Source organism: Collimonas silvisoli, from assembly GCF_018305005.1.
GTDB lineage: Bacteria > Pseudomonadota > Gammaproteobacteria > Burkholderiales > Burkholderiaceae_D > Collimonas > Collimonas silvisoli.
Map to the genome: position 1 here is coordinate 19332 of NZ_JAGQEG010000065.1, position 14324 is coordinate 33655.

10 protein-coding genes are annotated in these 14324 nt (G+C 60.3%); 3 read left to right on the forward strand and 7 right to left on the reverse strand.

The features are described 5' to 3' along the window. Positions 1–140 precede the first annotated feature (140 nt). Genes KHU33_RS17320 through KHU33_RS17350 form a run of 7 tightly spaced genes read right to left on the reverse strand, consistent with a single transcriptional unit; the run spans position 141 to position 8588 of the window. A complete protein-coding gene (locus KHU33_RS17320) occupies positions 141–1151 on the reverse strand; it encodes a GGDEF domain-containing response regulator (protein ID WP_211465169.1) in 1011 nt (336 codons plus the stop codon). Positions 1152–1180: 29 nt separating this feature from the next. After that, positions 1181–2233 (reverse strand): chemotaxis-specific protein-glutamate methyltransferase CheB, encoded by a 1053-nt coding sequence (gene cheB / locus KHU33_RS17325; RefSeq protein WP_211465171.1) that lies wholly within the window; start codon positions 2231–2233, stop codon positions 1181–1183. Next, positions 2230–4512 (reverse strand): hybrid sensor histidine kinase/response regulator, encoded by a 2283-nt coding sequence (locus KHU33_RS17330; protein WP_211465173.1) that lies wholly within the window; start codon positions 4510–4512, stop codon positions 2230–2232. Before KHU33_RS17330 ends, cheB begins: the two co-directional genes overlap by 4 nt. After that, positions 4509–5198 (reverse strand): chemotaxis protein CheW, encoded by a 690-nt coding sequence (locus tag KHU33_RS17335; RefSeq protein WP_230414344.1) that lies wholly within the window; start codon positions 5196–5198, stop codon positions 4509–4511. The genes KHU33_RS17330 and KHU33_RS17335 overlap by 4 nt, the downstream gene beginning before the upstream one ends. Next, the gene (locus tag KHU33_RS17340; protein ID WP_211465175.1) at positions 5198–6457 is read right to left on the reverse strand and encodes a CheR family methyltransferase; all 1260 of its coding nucleotides are present in this window, start codon (positions 6455–6457) and stop codon (positions 5198–5200) included. Before KHU33_RS17340 ends, KHU33_RS17335 begins: the two co-directional genes overlap by 1 nt. After that, a complete protein-coding gene (locus tag KHU33_RS17345; RefSeq protein WP_211465177.1) occupies positions 6457–6915 on the reverse strand; it encodes a chemotaxis protein CheW in 459 nt (152 codons plus the stop codon). The genes KHU33_RS17340 and KHU33_RS17345 overlap by 1 nt, the downstream gene beginning before the upstream one ends. Positions 6916–6959: 44 nt before the next feature. Then, positions 6960–8588, reverse strand: a complete 1629-nt coding sequence (locus KHU33_RS17350; protein ID WP_211465179.1) for a methyl-accepting chemotaxis protein — start codon at positions 8586–8588, stop codon at positions 6960–6962. Between the two features lie 575 nt (positions 8589–9163). On the opposite strand from KHU33_RS17350, the gene KHU33_RS17355 reads away from it, so the two are divergent. The 3 genes from KHU33_RS17355 to KHU33_RS17365 all read left to right on the forward strand — a co-directional run bounded on the left by KHU33_RS17355 (position 9164) and on the right by KHU33_RS17365 (position 14041). Beyond that, positions 9164–10813 carry a methyl-accepting chemotaxis protein gene (locus KHU33_RS17355; RefSeq protein WP_230414345.1) on the forward strand — a complete coding sequence of 550 codons (1650 nt, stop codon included), beginning with the start codon at positions 9164–9166 and terminating at the stop codon, positions 10811–10813. Between the two features lie 28 nt (positions 10814–10841). Beyond that, on the forward strand, positions 10842–12644 hold the full coding sequence (locus KHU33_RS17360) for a methyl-accepting chemotaxis protein (protein ID WP_211465183.1): 1803 nt from the start codon (positions 10842–10844) through the stop codon (positions 12642–12644). Between the two features lie 251 nt (positions 12645–12895). Beyond that, positions 12896–14041, forward strand: coding sequence for a methyltransferase (locus KHU33_RS17365; protein ID WP_211465185.1), 1146 nt, complete (start codon positions 12896–12898; stop codon positions 14039–14041). The last annotated feature ends 283 nt before the right edge of the window (positions 14042–14324 follow it).

Consider the following 14324-nt stretch of genomic DNA (forward strand, 5'->3'; position numbering starts at 1 on the left):
AAAAAAATGAACGATAGCTATCGCTGCATTACACAGGGTCAGGGAAGCCGACATGAGTCCGTCGTTGCGCTGGCCGACTAGCGCCTTCGCTTCAGTCAGCGCATCTTACTGCCGCTTTACGGCGTGCTTTACTGAACACTTTACTGCGCGATCTCGACCCGGTTTTTGCCGCCCCGCTTGGCGCGATACAGCGCCTGATCGGCCGCTTCAACCAGTTTTTCCTGCAAGCCGCCGCGTTGCGGCACCATGCTGGCGCCGCCGATGCTGACGGTGACTCTGTCATCGTTGCTGGAGGAGGCGTGTGCGATGTTCAGCGCATGCACTGCCGCCTGCAGCTTGTCAGCCTGAATCTCCATATGTTCGCGCGACATGGATGGCAGCACCAGCACAAACTCTTCACCGCCTATGCGTGCTGCAAGATCGGTCGGGCGCCGCGCAAACCGGCCGATGCTGTCTGCCACCTGCTTGAGCGCGGTGTCGCCCGCCAGGTGGCCGTAGGTATCGTTATACAGTTTGAAATCGTCGACATCGATCATCAGCAGCGACAGGGAACTTTGTTCGCGCTCGGCGCGCTTCCATTCGGCGCCGAAATATTCGTCGAAATAACGGCGGTTGGCGAGCCCGGTCAGGCCGTCCGAGTTGGTCAGGCGCTGCAGTTCCAGATTGGTTTCCAACAGTTGCTGCTGGCTCTGCCGCAGCGCGCGATAGGCTTCGTCGCGCTGCAACAGGTTCACATACGAGCGCGAATGATAGCGAATCCGCGCCACCAGTTCTATGGTGTCGGGCAGCTTGACCAGGTAATCGTTGGCGCCGGCGGTAAACGCGGCGCTCTTGACCGCCGGATCTTCACGGGTCGAGAGCACAATGATGGGCACGTTGCGGGTGGCCGGGTTGGCGCGATACTGGCGCACCAGGGTCAAGCCGTCGATGCCGGGCATCACCAGATCTTGCAGGATCACCGTAGGCCGGGTTTTCTGGGCCGCTTCGATCGCCTCGTCGGGATGGGCGCAGTAGTGGAAATCGATGTTGACCTGATTCGCCAATGCACGGCGGACGGCTTCTCCCACCATGGCCTGGTCATCGACCAGCAGCACCATGACCGGGTAATCGTCAGGCGGCTGGTCGATATCGAGATTTAATTCTTTAGGCATAACTTACTCCGTGTCTGTACTGATTGTGGCTATCGTTTGCAGATGATGCTGACCAGCTTGCCGGCGATCTGGTTGACTGGCAGGATGGCGTCGGCGGCGTCCAGCAGGGCTGCCGCTTTCGGCATGCCGTATACGGCGCTGGAGCCGCGATCCTGAGCGATGGTGTAATAGCCCTTGTCGCGCATGGCTTTCAGCCCCAGGGCGCCGTCTCGCCCCATGCCGGTCAGCAGGATGCCGATCGCTTTGCCGGCCCACAACTCGACGATGCTCTGGAAAAATACGTCGATCGATGGGCGGTAGGGATAGCCGCTGGGCTGTTCGGTATACCCCAGTTGAAACGGCCGGGTCAGGCGCAGATGGTCGTCGGTCCCGGCCAGCAGTACGGTGCCTGGAGTGGGACTGTTTCCTGCCTGCGCCAGCCGTACCGGCAATGTCGACTGGCTGCTGAGCCACTCGGCCATGCCGGAGGCAAATTGAGCGTCGACGTGCTGCACCACCACCAAGGCCGCCGGAAAATCCGCCGGCAGCCGCGATAGCAAGGCTGCCAACGCCGCCGGGCCGCCGGCGGAGGCGCCGATGGCAACCAGGTATTTCGAATCGGGTACTGGCAACCCTGGTTTCCTGCCTGCGGCTGTGGTGCTGGCCGAAGTTGCCGCCGGCGTGCCGGGTTCGGCTGGAGACTGGCGCTGATTGACCAGTTTTTCGATAGAGTCGATCTTGGCCAGCAAAGAGTTGACGTCGTTGCGCGGATAGCCGCTCAGGGTGCTCGGGGTGTCGATCGCATCGAGCGCGCCGTAGGCCATCGCATCATAGACCGCCGAGACGTTGGCGCCGACGTCGCCGGTGACGATCAGAATCGCGCAGGGCGTATGCGCCATGATGTGGCGGGTGGCGGCGACCCCGTCCAGCACCGGCATCATCAGATCCATCAGGATCAAATCCGGCGCTTGCCACGCGCAGAGTTCGATGGCGCGCTTGCCGTCCTCGGCAATCCAGATGATCTCGTGGTCCTGGCGCTGCAACAGGGTGCGGCGCAGCGCTTCTACCGCAATCGGCGCATCGTTGACGATACCGATCTTCATGAATGGGCCTCGCCGATCAAGTCTTCAACCGCTTGCAGCAAGGTCTCGTCGTGGAAACTGGCTTTGGCCAGATAATAATCGGCGCCGGCTTCCAGCCCGCGCTGGCGGTCTTCCTGGCGGTCCTTGTAAGACACTATCATTACCGGGATTGCTTTCAGTTGCAGATTTTTCTTGATCAAGGTGACCAGTTCAATGCCATCCATGCGCGGCATGTCGATATCGGTCACCACCAGGTCGAACGGCTCGCTGCGCAAGGCGTTCCAGCCGTCCATGCCGTCCACCGCGACGCGCACCGTGTAACCGCGGCTGCTCAGCAGCTTGCGTTCCAGCTCGCGCACGGTGAGCGAATCGTCGACCACCAGCACCCGTTTGCTGGTCTGGATCTGTTGCTGGCTGCTATTGTTTTGAATCTTGCTGAGCTGGCCGTGGGCAATCAGTTTCTCGACCGAATTGAGCATGTCGGCGACATCCAGTATCAGCACCGGCGCACCGTCTTCCATCAACGCCGCTGCCGCCACATCCTTGATCTTGCCCAGACGCGCATCCAGCGGCTGCACCACCAGCATGTGCTCGCCCAGCAAGCGGTCGACTTGCAGGCCGTAGGTCTGGCTCTGGTCGCCGATGACTACCAGGGAAATCCTATCATCGTCTGCCGCTGCGTTGCCGTCGCCGCTTTGTAAAATCTGGCTGGCGGCGATCAGGCCGATCTGGCGTTCTTCAAATGCAAAATGCTGACGGCCCTCCAGCGATTCGATCCGATCCCGCTCCAATATCATGGTGCGGTTGACGTAAGCCAGCGGAAAAGCGTAGGGTTCGCCGCCGATGCTGACCAGCAAACTGCGCACCAGCGACAATGTCAGCGGCAGCTGTAATTGAAAACGCATGCCGCGCCCGGCTTCGCTGAAAATCTGGATCGTGCCGCGCATGCGCTTGAGCATGTTGTGGACTACATCCAGACCGACTCCGCGCCCGGAAATTTCGGTGACGGTGTCGCGCATGCTGAAGCCTGGCAGCAACAGGAAATGCAGCAGTTCGGCATCGCTCAGGCGGCTTGCGGTTGCATTGTCCACCAGGCCACGCTGCACCACGGATGCCCGCAGTTGCTCCAGATCCATGCCGTTGCCGTCGTCGCTGATGGTGATTTGCAGCAGGCCGGCGTGATGGCGCGCGGTCAGCGTGATCAGGCCCTCATCGCTTTTGCCCGCAGCGCGCCGCTGCGCCGGCGGTTCGATGCCGTGATCCAGTGCATTGCGCAACAGATGCACCAGCGGCGCGTCCAGCTGTTCCAGGATATCGCGATCGACCTGGGTGGTTTCGCCGTTGATCTCCAGCCTTGCCTGCTTGCCCAGGGTGCGTCCCAGATCGCGCACCATGCGGTCGTAGCCGGCCACCCGATCGGCAAACGGCCGCATGCGGCAGGCCAGGGCCTGATCGTACAAACGCTGGGCGCGGCTGCTGTTGCGGCGTTCGAACAGTTCCAGTTCGGCCAAACGTTGCGCCAGCATTTTCTGGCTGGCGTCGACATGTAGCCGAACCTCTTGCAATGCCTTGAGTTGCGCACCGGCGAGACTGCTCTCGCGCAGCGCGTCGTGTAATATTTCCAGCGATTGCGCGGCGCTTTGCTGCAATCGCTTCAGGTGCATCAGCGATTGGTTGAATGCCGGCAGCCAGCGCGATTCCACCAACGATTCACCGGACAAGCTGACCAGCTGATTCAAATGCGCAGCGGTGACGCGCAGCATCCGGTCTGCCTGGTCTTTGCCCTTGTCTTGACTCCGGTCCTGATTCTCGTTCTGGCGGAATTCGCTGATCTCGAACGCGGCCTCATCCGCTTCTGCGGCTGCCGCTATCGGCTCCCTGCCACGATCGTCAGCTTGCTGCAGACTGTCTTGCAAGCCTTGCAGAAAAGCCTCGATTTCCTTGCGGCCGCTGCCGGACTGCCACATCTCCAGATCTTCGGCGCTGATGGCGATGCGCTGTAACAGGTCGACACCGCGCAACAGTTGATCGATGCGGCGCGGCCCAAGCTCGATTTTTCCGTGTTGGGCCGAGACAAAACAATCTTCCATGACATGGGTCACATCCACTCCGGCCTGGATGCCGACAATCCGTGCCGCACCCTTGATCGAATGGGCCGCCCGCATGCAGGCTTCCAATTGCTGCGGCGAGGGGCCGCGTTCAATCGCCAGCAGGCCGCTGCTCATGACCTGGGCCTGGGTTTCCACCTCCAGCCGGAACAGGTCAAGCATGGAGGCGTCGCGCATATCGTCGACGTTCATGCCAGGCTCCGATCCAGCGTATGAAACAGCAATTCCTGGTCCAGCAAGCCGACACTATGCCCGTTCCAGTGAATCACGGCAGAGGTGAAATGGCCGGCGGCGCGGGTCAGTGTGGTGGGTACCGGCTGCTGGGCGGATGCGGCGATGCGCAAGGTGCCGTGTACTTCATCCGCTGTGAAAGCGGTAATCTGGCCGTTGTGCCTGACGATCAGCATGCGCCGCAGCAGCTCCTGGCGCGCTGTGGCCAGGTTGTCACTGCTGATGCCAAGCATCGCCGCCAGAGAAACGCAAGTCACCAGCGCGCCGCGGATATTGGTAATGCCGAGGACGATGGCGTTTTGCCGATGCGGCAAGCGGTGCACGCTGCGCAGTTCGGTGATTTCTTCCAGCAATGCGGTCGGCAGCGCCAGCCACTCGTCGCCGATGCGGAACAGCAGCAGGGAGCGTAAATCCGCTGCGGTTTGCTGCGGCTCCTCGGCTTGCTCATACCGGCTATCGCCAATATCTTCTACCAGCAAACGGTCCAGCAATTCGGCGGCGGCGCGGGCATGCACCTGGCAGTTGCGGCAATCGATATGCTGCGACAAGCGTTCGCATGAAGCGTCGCCGCGGACGCCGATCCGGTTCCAGCAATCGTCGATCAGCGCCATGGCGGTGTCGGTTTGAGGATCAAGGGATGTACTCATCAGGACGGATTGTTTTCTGTCGAACGCCGCGCGCGTTGCTGCAATAATCTGGCGCCGGCGGCGTCGCCCTGGGTTTGCAGCAGGGCTGCCAGATGGGTCATGGCGTCGGCATGCATGGGTTCCAGATACAAGGCTTTGCGATAGCAGTCGGCGGCGGCTGGCCTGCGGTCGGCGGCGTCGTGGATCACGCCCAGCAGATAGTAGGCAGCGGCCGATGTGCCATGGCGCTGGATCAATTGTTCGCACAGGCTGGCGGCTTCGCCTAGTTTGCCCTGGTCGGCCAGCAGCTGCACCGTTGCCAGGGGGGGTTGCGGCGGCAGCGTCGCCAGGGTTTCTGCCGCCGCCCCGGTCCGCGACTGAGTTGAGCGCACGCCGGAAGATCTTAGCAGCGGCTGCAATGACGCCGCCGGCGCTTGCGGCACAAAAATGGCGGCGGCTGGGGGCGCCGATGGTTTAACCGTTTCCTGCTTAGGTGCGCCTTGGCGGAAGGCGAAAGCCATCGGCGCCTTGAGCGGCGTCAGCGGGTGCTGCATCATCAAGGCGCTTTCTGCCGGGCCGACAAATAGCAAACCTTCAGCCGCCAGCCGCTGGGTCAGGATGGTGACTGCCTGATGCTGGGTAGGGCGATCGAAATAAATCAGCAGATTGCGGCAAAAGATGACGTCGTAGGGCGCCTGCCCGGCCAGCAGGTCGATGGCAAACAGATTGCTCTGCATGAAGCGCACTTGCTGTCTTACCGTTTCCGACAGCGCATAACCTTGTTCATTGAGAGCGAAATAACGATCGCGAAAGCTAAGGAAATTGCCGCGAAACGAATTCTTGCCGTATACCGCCTGGCGCGCGATGTCTAACGATTGCGGACTGATGTCGATCGCGTCGATGTGGAAATGCGGCGGCGGCAAGCCCGCATCCAGCAGCGCCATGGCAATCGAATACGGCTCTTCGCCGGTGGAGCAGGGCAGGCTCAGGATGCGCAGCGGCTGGCTGGCGCTGAGCGGCCGCTGCGGTTGCAATTGCGCCATTTCGATGAAGGCTTCGCGATTACGGAAGAACCAGGTCTCGGGCACGATGACCGATTCGATCAATTGCAGCTGTTCCGGCTCCGACATCTGCAGTAAAAGCCAGTAGGCGTCGAGGTCGTCGACGCCGCAGCTGCCACGCCGTTCCTGCAGCGCGCGCTCCAGCATGGGACGGCCGATGGACTGGATATCCAGGCCCATGGTGCGCTTCAGCATGGTTTCGAATTTTGCCAGCGGCATTATTGCTCCGCCGTCGGAAACAGTTGCGCCCGTACTGCGGGCGGCAGCAAGTCTTGTATCCGGACCAGTTGAATCAAGCCGCGCGCATCCTCGGTGACCGGCCCCAGGTAAGGGGCGTCGCCGTGATCGAGACCGCTGTCGCGAAACTCGGAAGGCTCGCGGCGCATGGTTTCGCTGGCTTTTTCCAGCACCAGTCCGAGCAGGCGGCTATCCGGCCCCGGAGCCGGGTAATGCACCAGCGCGATACGGGTGCTGAGGCGGCGCTGGGCCGGGCGCCCCAGCGCCAGCTGGCTGAGATCGATCACCGGCACCGACTGCCCGCGATAGGTGAACAGGCCAGCCACCCAGGGCGCGCTCGCCGGCATTTGCTTGAGGTTGACCAGCGACAGCACTACCGCCACCTGACGGGTGTCGAGTGCGTAGTGGTCTTGGCCGATGTGGAACAATAAAAAAAGCATGTTGTTATTTGCAGATTTCCGCTGCGGCTTTAGCTGAGCATGATTCAGCCGAGTTTCAGTTTGAAGCGCGAGACGCCGTTGCGCAAGCCGTTCGCGGTCAGCGTCAATTCGTCAATCGCCTGGCTCGACTGGCGCAGCGATTCCACGCTCTGCTGAGCAGCTTCGCTCAACTGCCCCAGCGCCTGGCTGATCTGTTCGGCGCCGATAGCTTGCGCCCGCACCCCTTCATTGACCGATTGAAAGCGTGGCGTCAAGGCCTGCACCTGATGGATGATCTGCGATAGCTGGGCGCCGACATTCTGGACATCGGCGATGCCGCGCCGCACCTCTTCGGAAAATTTATCCATGCCCATCACACCGGCCGATACGGCGGACTGGATCTCTTTCACCATCTGTTCGATATCGTAGGTAGCCACCGCGGTCTGGTCGGCCAGGCGGCGGATTTCGGTCGCCACCACGGAAAATCCACGGCCGTACTCGCCGGCTTTTTCAGCTTCGATCGCGGCATTCAGCGACAGCAGATTGGTTTGCCCGGCGACCTTGGTGATGGTGGTGACTACCTGATTGATATTGCTGGCTTTCTCGTTGAGGATGGCCAGCTTGGCATTCACCGAGCCGGCCGCATCCATCACATGGTGCATGGTGTCTTCCATCTGGGTCAGGCCGGCCTGGCCGGTGCCGACCAGCCGGGCGGCTTCCTCGGCGCCGGACGAAACCTCGTTCATGGTGCTCACCAGCTCGCGCGAGGTGGAGTAGATTTCACGCGAAGTGGCGCCGATCTCGGTGGTGGTGGCGGCGGTTTCGTTGGCGGTGGCTTGCTGCTGTGTGGCGGTGGCGGCGATCTCGACCACCGATGTGGTGACTTGAATCGCCGATTTCTGCGCTTGCCCGACCAGCCCGGTCAGTTCGTCCGACATGCGATTCAGGCCGGCTTCCAGCGCCTGAAACTCGTCATGGCGATTAAGATTGAGACGTTGCGACAGATCGCCCGAACGAATCAGTTCCAGCGCCGCGATCAAATCCGTCATCGGCCGCGTGATTGCGCGCAGCAGGAAGAAGCCGCAGATCAGGGCGGCCACCAAGGCGATCGCCAGCGCTGCCAGCAAAGTACTCTTGGCGACCAGCACCGCAGCCTCGATTTTATCTACCGAGTGCACTTCCTCTTGCTGGTTAAAGTTGCGCAATTGGGTCGCGGCGGCGCGGCCTTGCTGCCAGGCCGGTTGCAGTTGTTCCATCAGCAGGCTGCGCGCTTGCTGACTCTTTTGCGCATCATCCAGTTTCAATACCTCGGACATGATCCGGTCGTATTGCGTGCGTGCGGTTTTGAAGGCGTTGAAATTGTTTCTGTCCTCCGCTTCGAAAATGGTTTTCTCATAATCAGCGACCAGTTTGTCCATTTTCTCGGTGTCAGCACGTATGGTTTCCAGATCATGCTTGCGTTCGCCGGTGTTATCCAGGGCGATCACCTGCAGCGCCAGCAAATAACTTTGAAACCAGGTCGAGCGGATGCCGGTGCTCAATTCCAGGCCAGGCATGGAGTCAGTCTGGAAGCTGGTGGTTTCGTGCTGGATCGCCGCCAGCTTCAAATAGGTGGCGCCGGCCATGAATCCCATCAACGCCAGAATGAGACCGAAACTGACCAGCATTCTTTGCCGAATAGTCCATTGCTTCACGTGTTATCTCTCCTGTCGTTAATCGATGATCGCTGCGTTCTCTTGCTGCGTTTTCTTGGTTCGCGGCTGAAGAACACTCTGAAATTGGTGAACTGACAATTGCGCCGTTATGGCGAGTTTCTAAGTGGATACAATAAACCAGTCAGGTCGAAAGTGGGCGGAATTTTGGCGATGCCGCGCCCTTGCAGGCCGCGATTATTACAGATTTTTTATCCCTGATTTGTATATCAGTGTGAAATTCCAAGGGTAACAATTAATAATTCCATGTAACGATAATTCACAGTTGATGGATCGCTGATATTGATTGTTAAATATGCGTCGGTAAATCACCGGCACCAGGTTAACCTGCAAGCCAATCCCAACCAAGCTAGCCGCCGTCGGCGCAATTCGGCCATGCCTTCGGCGTAGCTGTGTAAATTCTCATTCTCCCCTTCAGTTATTCAAGCAGGCTGCCGTTAATGCAAAGGAAAGCACGACAGGCGCTTGCTTTCCTTGCCGGCGCATCGCTGCTGTTCGTTTGCTGTTCGTTCGCTGCTCGTTACTAATAATTGCTAAGGCAAAACGGAGACCCATACATGAATAAATTGTCTTTTACGCAAAAGCTCTGGCTGCCGCTGCTGGTCAGTCTGGTAGCGCTATTTTCGATCTCCGTATTCAACGCCTATCAAGCACGGCAAATCCGGCTGGAAGAGCGCAAAAGCGATTTGATCAATGTCTCCAATGTCGCCATGAGCATCATCAAGGAATATGGCGACAAGGCCGCCAGCGGGGCCATCAGCAAGAGCGAGGCGCAACAGCAGGCGCTGGCGCGGCTGAAAGCCATGCGCTACGGTAAGGACGGTTATTTTTCGGTGTCGACATCGCATGAAGAGATGGTCATGCATCCGATCAAGCCAGAGCTGGACGGCCGCAAGATGAGCGATTTCAAGGACCCCAACGGCAATCTGGTATTTGCCTTGATTTCCAAAGCCGGCAGCCAGAGCGGCGGCGGCTTCGTCGAATATGTCTGGCCGCGTATCGGCGCTGCCGAGGCGGTGCCGAAAATGTCGTTCGCGCTCGGCTATCAGCCGTGGGACTGGATCTCCACCACCGGCACTTATGTGGATGACCTGAACCTGGCCTTCATGCAATCCTTGTATCGGGCCGGCGCCATCTTGCTGGCAGTGGCGCTGGCGCTGATTGCACTGGTGATCTATTCCAACCGCAGCATGCTGGATGCGATCGGCGGCGACCCGGGCCATGCAGCCGTGATCGCCAACCGGATTGCCGACGGCGATCTGAGCCTGGATATAGCGACCCGTCCGGGCGATAGCCATAGCCTGGTGTACGCGATGAAATGCATGCGCACGTCTCTGCTGCACACGATCATCAATATCAAGAGCTCAACCGACACCATTGCCACCGCCTCCGGCCAGATCGCCAGCGGCAATCTGGATCTGTCCAGCCGTACCGAACAACAGGCTGGATCGCTGGAAGAAACCGCGTCGGCGATGGAGCAGCTGACCTCGACCGTCAAACAGAACGCCGACAACGCGCGCCAGGCCAATCAGCTGGCGGTGACTGCCTCGCAGGTGGCAAGCAACAGCAGCGCGGTGGTGTCGCAAGTGGTCGACACCATGGGTAACATTCGCAGCTCGTCGAAAAAAATCGTCGACATCATCGGCGTCATCGACGGTATCGCTTTCCAGACCAATATCCTGGCCCTGAATGCTGCGGTGGAAGCGGCGCGCGCCGGCGAGCAGGGGCGCGGTTTTGCCGTGGTGGCCGCGGAGGTGCGCAACCTGGCGCAACGCTCGGCTGCAGCGGCCAAGGAAATCAAAGCGTTGATTGACGATTCCGTCAATCAGGTCGGCAGCGGCAGCAAGCTGGTCGAACAGGCCGGCGCCACCATGAGCGAGGTGGTGACCAGCGTCAAGCGGGTGACCGACATCATCGGCGAGATCGCCACTGCCAGCCAGGAGCAAAGCACGGGTATCGAACAAGTGAACCACGCGATTGCCCAGATGGACGAAGTAACCCAGCAAAACGCCGCGCTGGTAGAGCAAGCCGCCGCTGCCGCTGCATCGCTGCAGGAGCAGGCCGTCAATCTGGCGCAGATGGTGGGGGTGTTCAAAACCGATAGCAGCCATGCTAGCCATGCCGAGCCGGCCCGGCGCAGCCTGGACATCACGCCGCAGCCTGCGCAGTTAGCCGGCAGGCCGGCGGCGCGGCGGGTTGCTGCCTAGATTTAATCACTTAGGAAGGTGTGCAAGTATGAAAAATCCGAGTCTGAAAGCAAAGTTGTGGCTGGTGCTGGCGGTCATGTGGCTGGGCTTGCTGTTGCTGGCCGGCTGGTCGGCCTTGAATACCCGCGACACGATGATGCGCGAACGCGAAGCCGGGCTGAAGAATGTGGTGGAGACCGCGGCCGGCATCGTCAAAGGTTACGCCGATGACGTCGCCGCCAGCAAGCTCAGCCTGGCGGATGCGCAGAGCCAGGCTTTGCAGCGCATCAGCACCATGCGTTATGCGCAGGATAACTACGTGTTTGTCTTCGATTCGCGGCCGGTTGTATTGATGCACCCGACCAGCAAGGACATCGTCAACAAGAACGTCGGTGAACGCAAGGACACCGAGGGTAAATTGTATTACGCTGAAATGGTCAAGCTCGGCAAGCAGCAACAGCAGGGTATCGTCCACTACATGGGGCGCTTGCCCGGCACCGCCGATGCCCGCGGGGAAAAAATCAGCCACGTCAATTACTTTGCGCCGTGGGACTGGTTCCTGGTGTCCGGCGTGTTTGTGAATGATGTTCAAGCTGCGTTTTATGACAATCTGCTGAAACAGCTGCTGATCATGTTCATCATCGGCGCCACCGTATCGGGCACCATGCTGCTGATCATCCGCAGTGTGACGCGCAGCCTGGGCGGGGAACCTAGTTACGCCGCCGCCATCGCCGCCAGAATCGCCGGCGGCGAACTGGACCTGGCGGTACTGGTCGACGGCCGGGATACGACCAGCTTGTTGTATGCGATGCGGCAGATGCAGCAGCAACTGGCGGCTGCCATCACCGAAATTCGTGAGGGCAGCCATAACATCGGTGCATCGATCAAGGAAATTTCCGCCGGCAACAGCGATTTGTCGGCACGCACCGAGCAACAGGCGGCTTCGCTGGAGCAGACTGCCGCCAGCATGGAGCAGCTGACGGCAACCGTGCGCCAAAATGCCGACAAACAGGCCGGCCAGCTGGCGCAGAGCGCTTCCAGCATTGCGGCCAAGGGCGGTGAGGTGGTGGGCCAGGTGGTGCACACCATGCAAGGCATTACCGATAGTTCCAAGCGCATCGCCGACATTATCAGCGTGATCGACGGCATCGCTTTCCAGACCAATATCCTGGCGTTGAACGCCGCGGTGGAAGCGGCTCGCGCCGGTGAGCAAGGGCGCGGTTTTGCGGTAGTGGCGGCCGAGGTGCGCAATCTGGCCCAGCGCAGCGCCCAGGCCGCTAAGGAAATCAAGGAATTGATCGGGGATTCGGTCAGCAAGGTCGACGGCGGCTCCGAGCTGGTGGCCCGCGCCGGCCAGACCATGGATGAAATCGTACAGGCGGTCAAGCGTGTGACCGATATCATGGCGGAAGTCACGGTGGCGTCGGAAGAGCAAAGCAGCGGCATCGAACAAGTCAACCAGGCCGTGACGCAAATGGATAAAGTGACGCAACAGAATGCGGCGCTGGTGGAGCAGGTAGCGGCCGCCGCCAGTTCGCTCGAAGGACAGGCGCAACGGTTGCAGGATGCGGTATCGGTATTCCATGTGGCGGAGTCTGCAGCTGCATTGCAGCGCAGCAGCAACGTGCCGACGGCTGCCAAGCGTTCGGAGACATCGCCTGGCGCCAAGCCGTCGCAGGTCAAACGGAGCGCGTCGCCGGCGCTGAAAGCTGTCGGCACGGGAAAGACTCAAGCTGAGACTGCTAAGACCGCTGCCGGCAAGCCGACGCCCGGCAAGGCGCAGCAAGCGGCAAGGAAAGCAGCTGCGGTCAAACTGGCGGCGTCCAACGCGGACGACTGGGAGACTTTTTAACCCTGGGCGGCAGCGCACACGATCCTGATTTCTCTGGATGAAAGAAACGGCGCAATGCCGCGCTCAAGAGGTATACTTGGGAACTATCGAAGCTGTCCGGTTTGCTGCGACAGCAAACCGGCAGCGCAGATGATGTTTTAGTAAAACACCATGATCTGCTTCCTACCTACCCCCACCGAGCGAGCCCCATCCATGCGTTTGAATTTCCCCATTGTCGAATTGCTTTCGGCCGACCGTCCTGCGGGCGCCTTATGACGGCGAGTGAACAGCCGATGATCCATTGGATCGAGGAAGATCAACCGCGTGCGGCGCGCTGGCGCTCGGAAAGCGGCAATGCCGCACCCAAGCGGGTGGTAATTGCCGATGACCGGATGACAGCTGACACAGCTTATCGCCTGGCCTGTGAAGGCACTGGCATGCTGTGGCGCGGCGATTTCCAGAACGCCCGCCAGTTGCTGCAGGCGCTGGCGCGGCGCGCCGAACCGAAACCCGACAAGCGCGGCAAACCGCGCAAGCAGCCGGTTTCGCCGACCGACGCCTTCAATCTGCACCGCCAGGCGCAATCGCAGCGTGCCCGCACCCTAGGCATGCTGCTGCTGCCGTTCGAGGCCGACTACAGCATCCCATTGCGGCGCGCGCCCGATGTGCAGCTCGCCTGCAACGAAGCCTACGGCGCGCCGACCGAGCCGTTCGTGGCGTCGCTGCGCGAATTGCTGGGTCTGATCGGCGCTCACGAGTGGCGAAAGAAGGGCGTTGAGATTGCAGCCCTGGGCGCGCGTATTCATCCGTACTACGGCGTGTATTCGCCGGTCCGCGGCGAATACATCAGCCTGGTGGCAGAAGCGCCGTTACCGTCCACCAAACTGGCGTTTGACATCGGCACCGGTACCGGCGTGCTGGCGGCGCTGTTAGCTAAACGCGGCGTGCAGCGCATCGTGGCGACCGATACGGACCCGCGCGCGCTGTCTTGCGCCCGCGAAAATCTGGCGCGGCTCAATCTGGACGGCCAGGTAACCCTGTTGCAGGCCGATCTGTTTCCCGAGGGCCGGGCGCCATTGGTGATTTGCAATCCGCCCTGGATTCCGGCGCGGCCGAGTTCACCCATCGAACACGCGGTATACGATCCCGAGAGCCGCATGCTGCGCGGTTTCCTGAGCGGCCTGGCACAGCATCTGGAGCCTGGCGGCGAAGGCTGGCTGATCCTGTCCGACCTGGCCGAGCATCTGGCCCTGCGTTCGCGCGCCGAACTGCTGGCGGCGATTGAGGCGGCAGGCTTGAAAGTGCTGGGGAAAAACGATATCCGGCCGCAGCACCCCAAGGCGTCCGACCCGGCCGATCCGCTGCATTCGGCGCGTGCCGCTGAACTGACTTCTTTATGGCGGCTGGCGGCGCGTTGACCATGATGGATTGAGGAGAATCTGATTTTTGTTGCCGCATGAAAATTATTTGTTGTAAATTCGCCGGTTTCCTTCAATGTGACCGGCGTTTTGTTGTGCCCCAATGTTAATAATAGTGAAATATGCAAGTTTGCTATTGCTGCAATTAATTTCCAACTCTAGGCTATCTCATTCGTCTGATCATAAAAGATGAATGCAAGGTTGCGTGCTTCGTTCTGCAATGCCTGCAGACGATAACGGCGACATCTTGGGATAACTGGAATTGGACCAAAATGACCAAAAG

Excerpts from the sequence above, each read along its gene's own strand:
- KHU33_RS17320 (WP_211465169.1), bottom strand. The coding sequence starts at position 1,151 with ATGCCTAAAGAATTAAATCTCGATATCGACCAGCCGCCTGACGATTAC.
- cheB (WP_211465171.1), bottom strand. The coding sequence starts at position 2,233 with ATGAAGATCGGTATCGTCAACGATGCGCCGATTGCGGTAGAAGCGCTG.
- KHU33_RS17330 (WP_211465173.1), bottom strand. The coding sequence starts at position 4,512 with ATGAACGTCGACGATATGCGCGACGCCTCCATGCTTGACCTGTTCCGG.
- KHU33_RS17335 (WP_230414344.1), bottom strand. The coding sequence starts at position 5,198 with ATGAGTACATCCCTTGATCCTCAAACCGACACCGCCATGGCGCTGATC.
- KHU33_RS17340 (WP_211465175.1), bottom strand. The coding sequence starts at position 6,457 with ATGCCGCTGGCAAAATTCGAAACCATGCTGAAGCGCACCATGGGCCTG.
- KHU33_RS17345 (WP_211465177.1), bottom strand. The coding sequence starts at position 6,915 with ATGCTTTTTTTATTGTTCCACATCGGCCAAGACCACTACGCACTCGAC.
- KHU33_RS17355 (WP_230414345.1), top strand. The coding sequence starts at position 9,164 with ATGAATAAATTGTCTTTTACGCAAAAGCTCTGGCTGCCGCTGCTGGTC.
- KHU33_RS17360 (WP_211465183.1), top strand. The coding sequence starts at position 10,842 with ATGAAAAATCCGAGTCTGAAAGCAAAGTTGTGGCTGGTGCTGGCGGTC.
- KHU33_RS17365 (WP_211465185.1), top strand. The coding sequence starts at position 12,896 with ATGACGGCGAGTGAACAGCCGATGATCCATTGGATCGAGGAAGATCAA.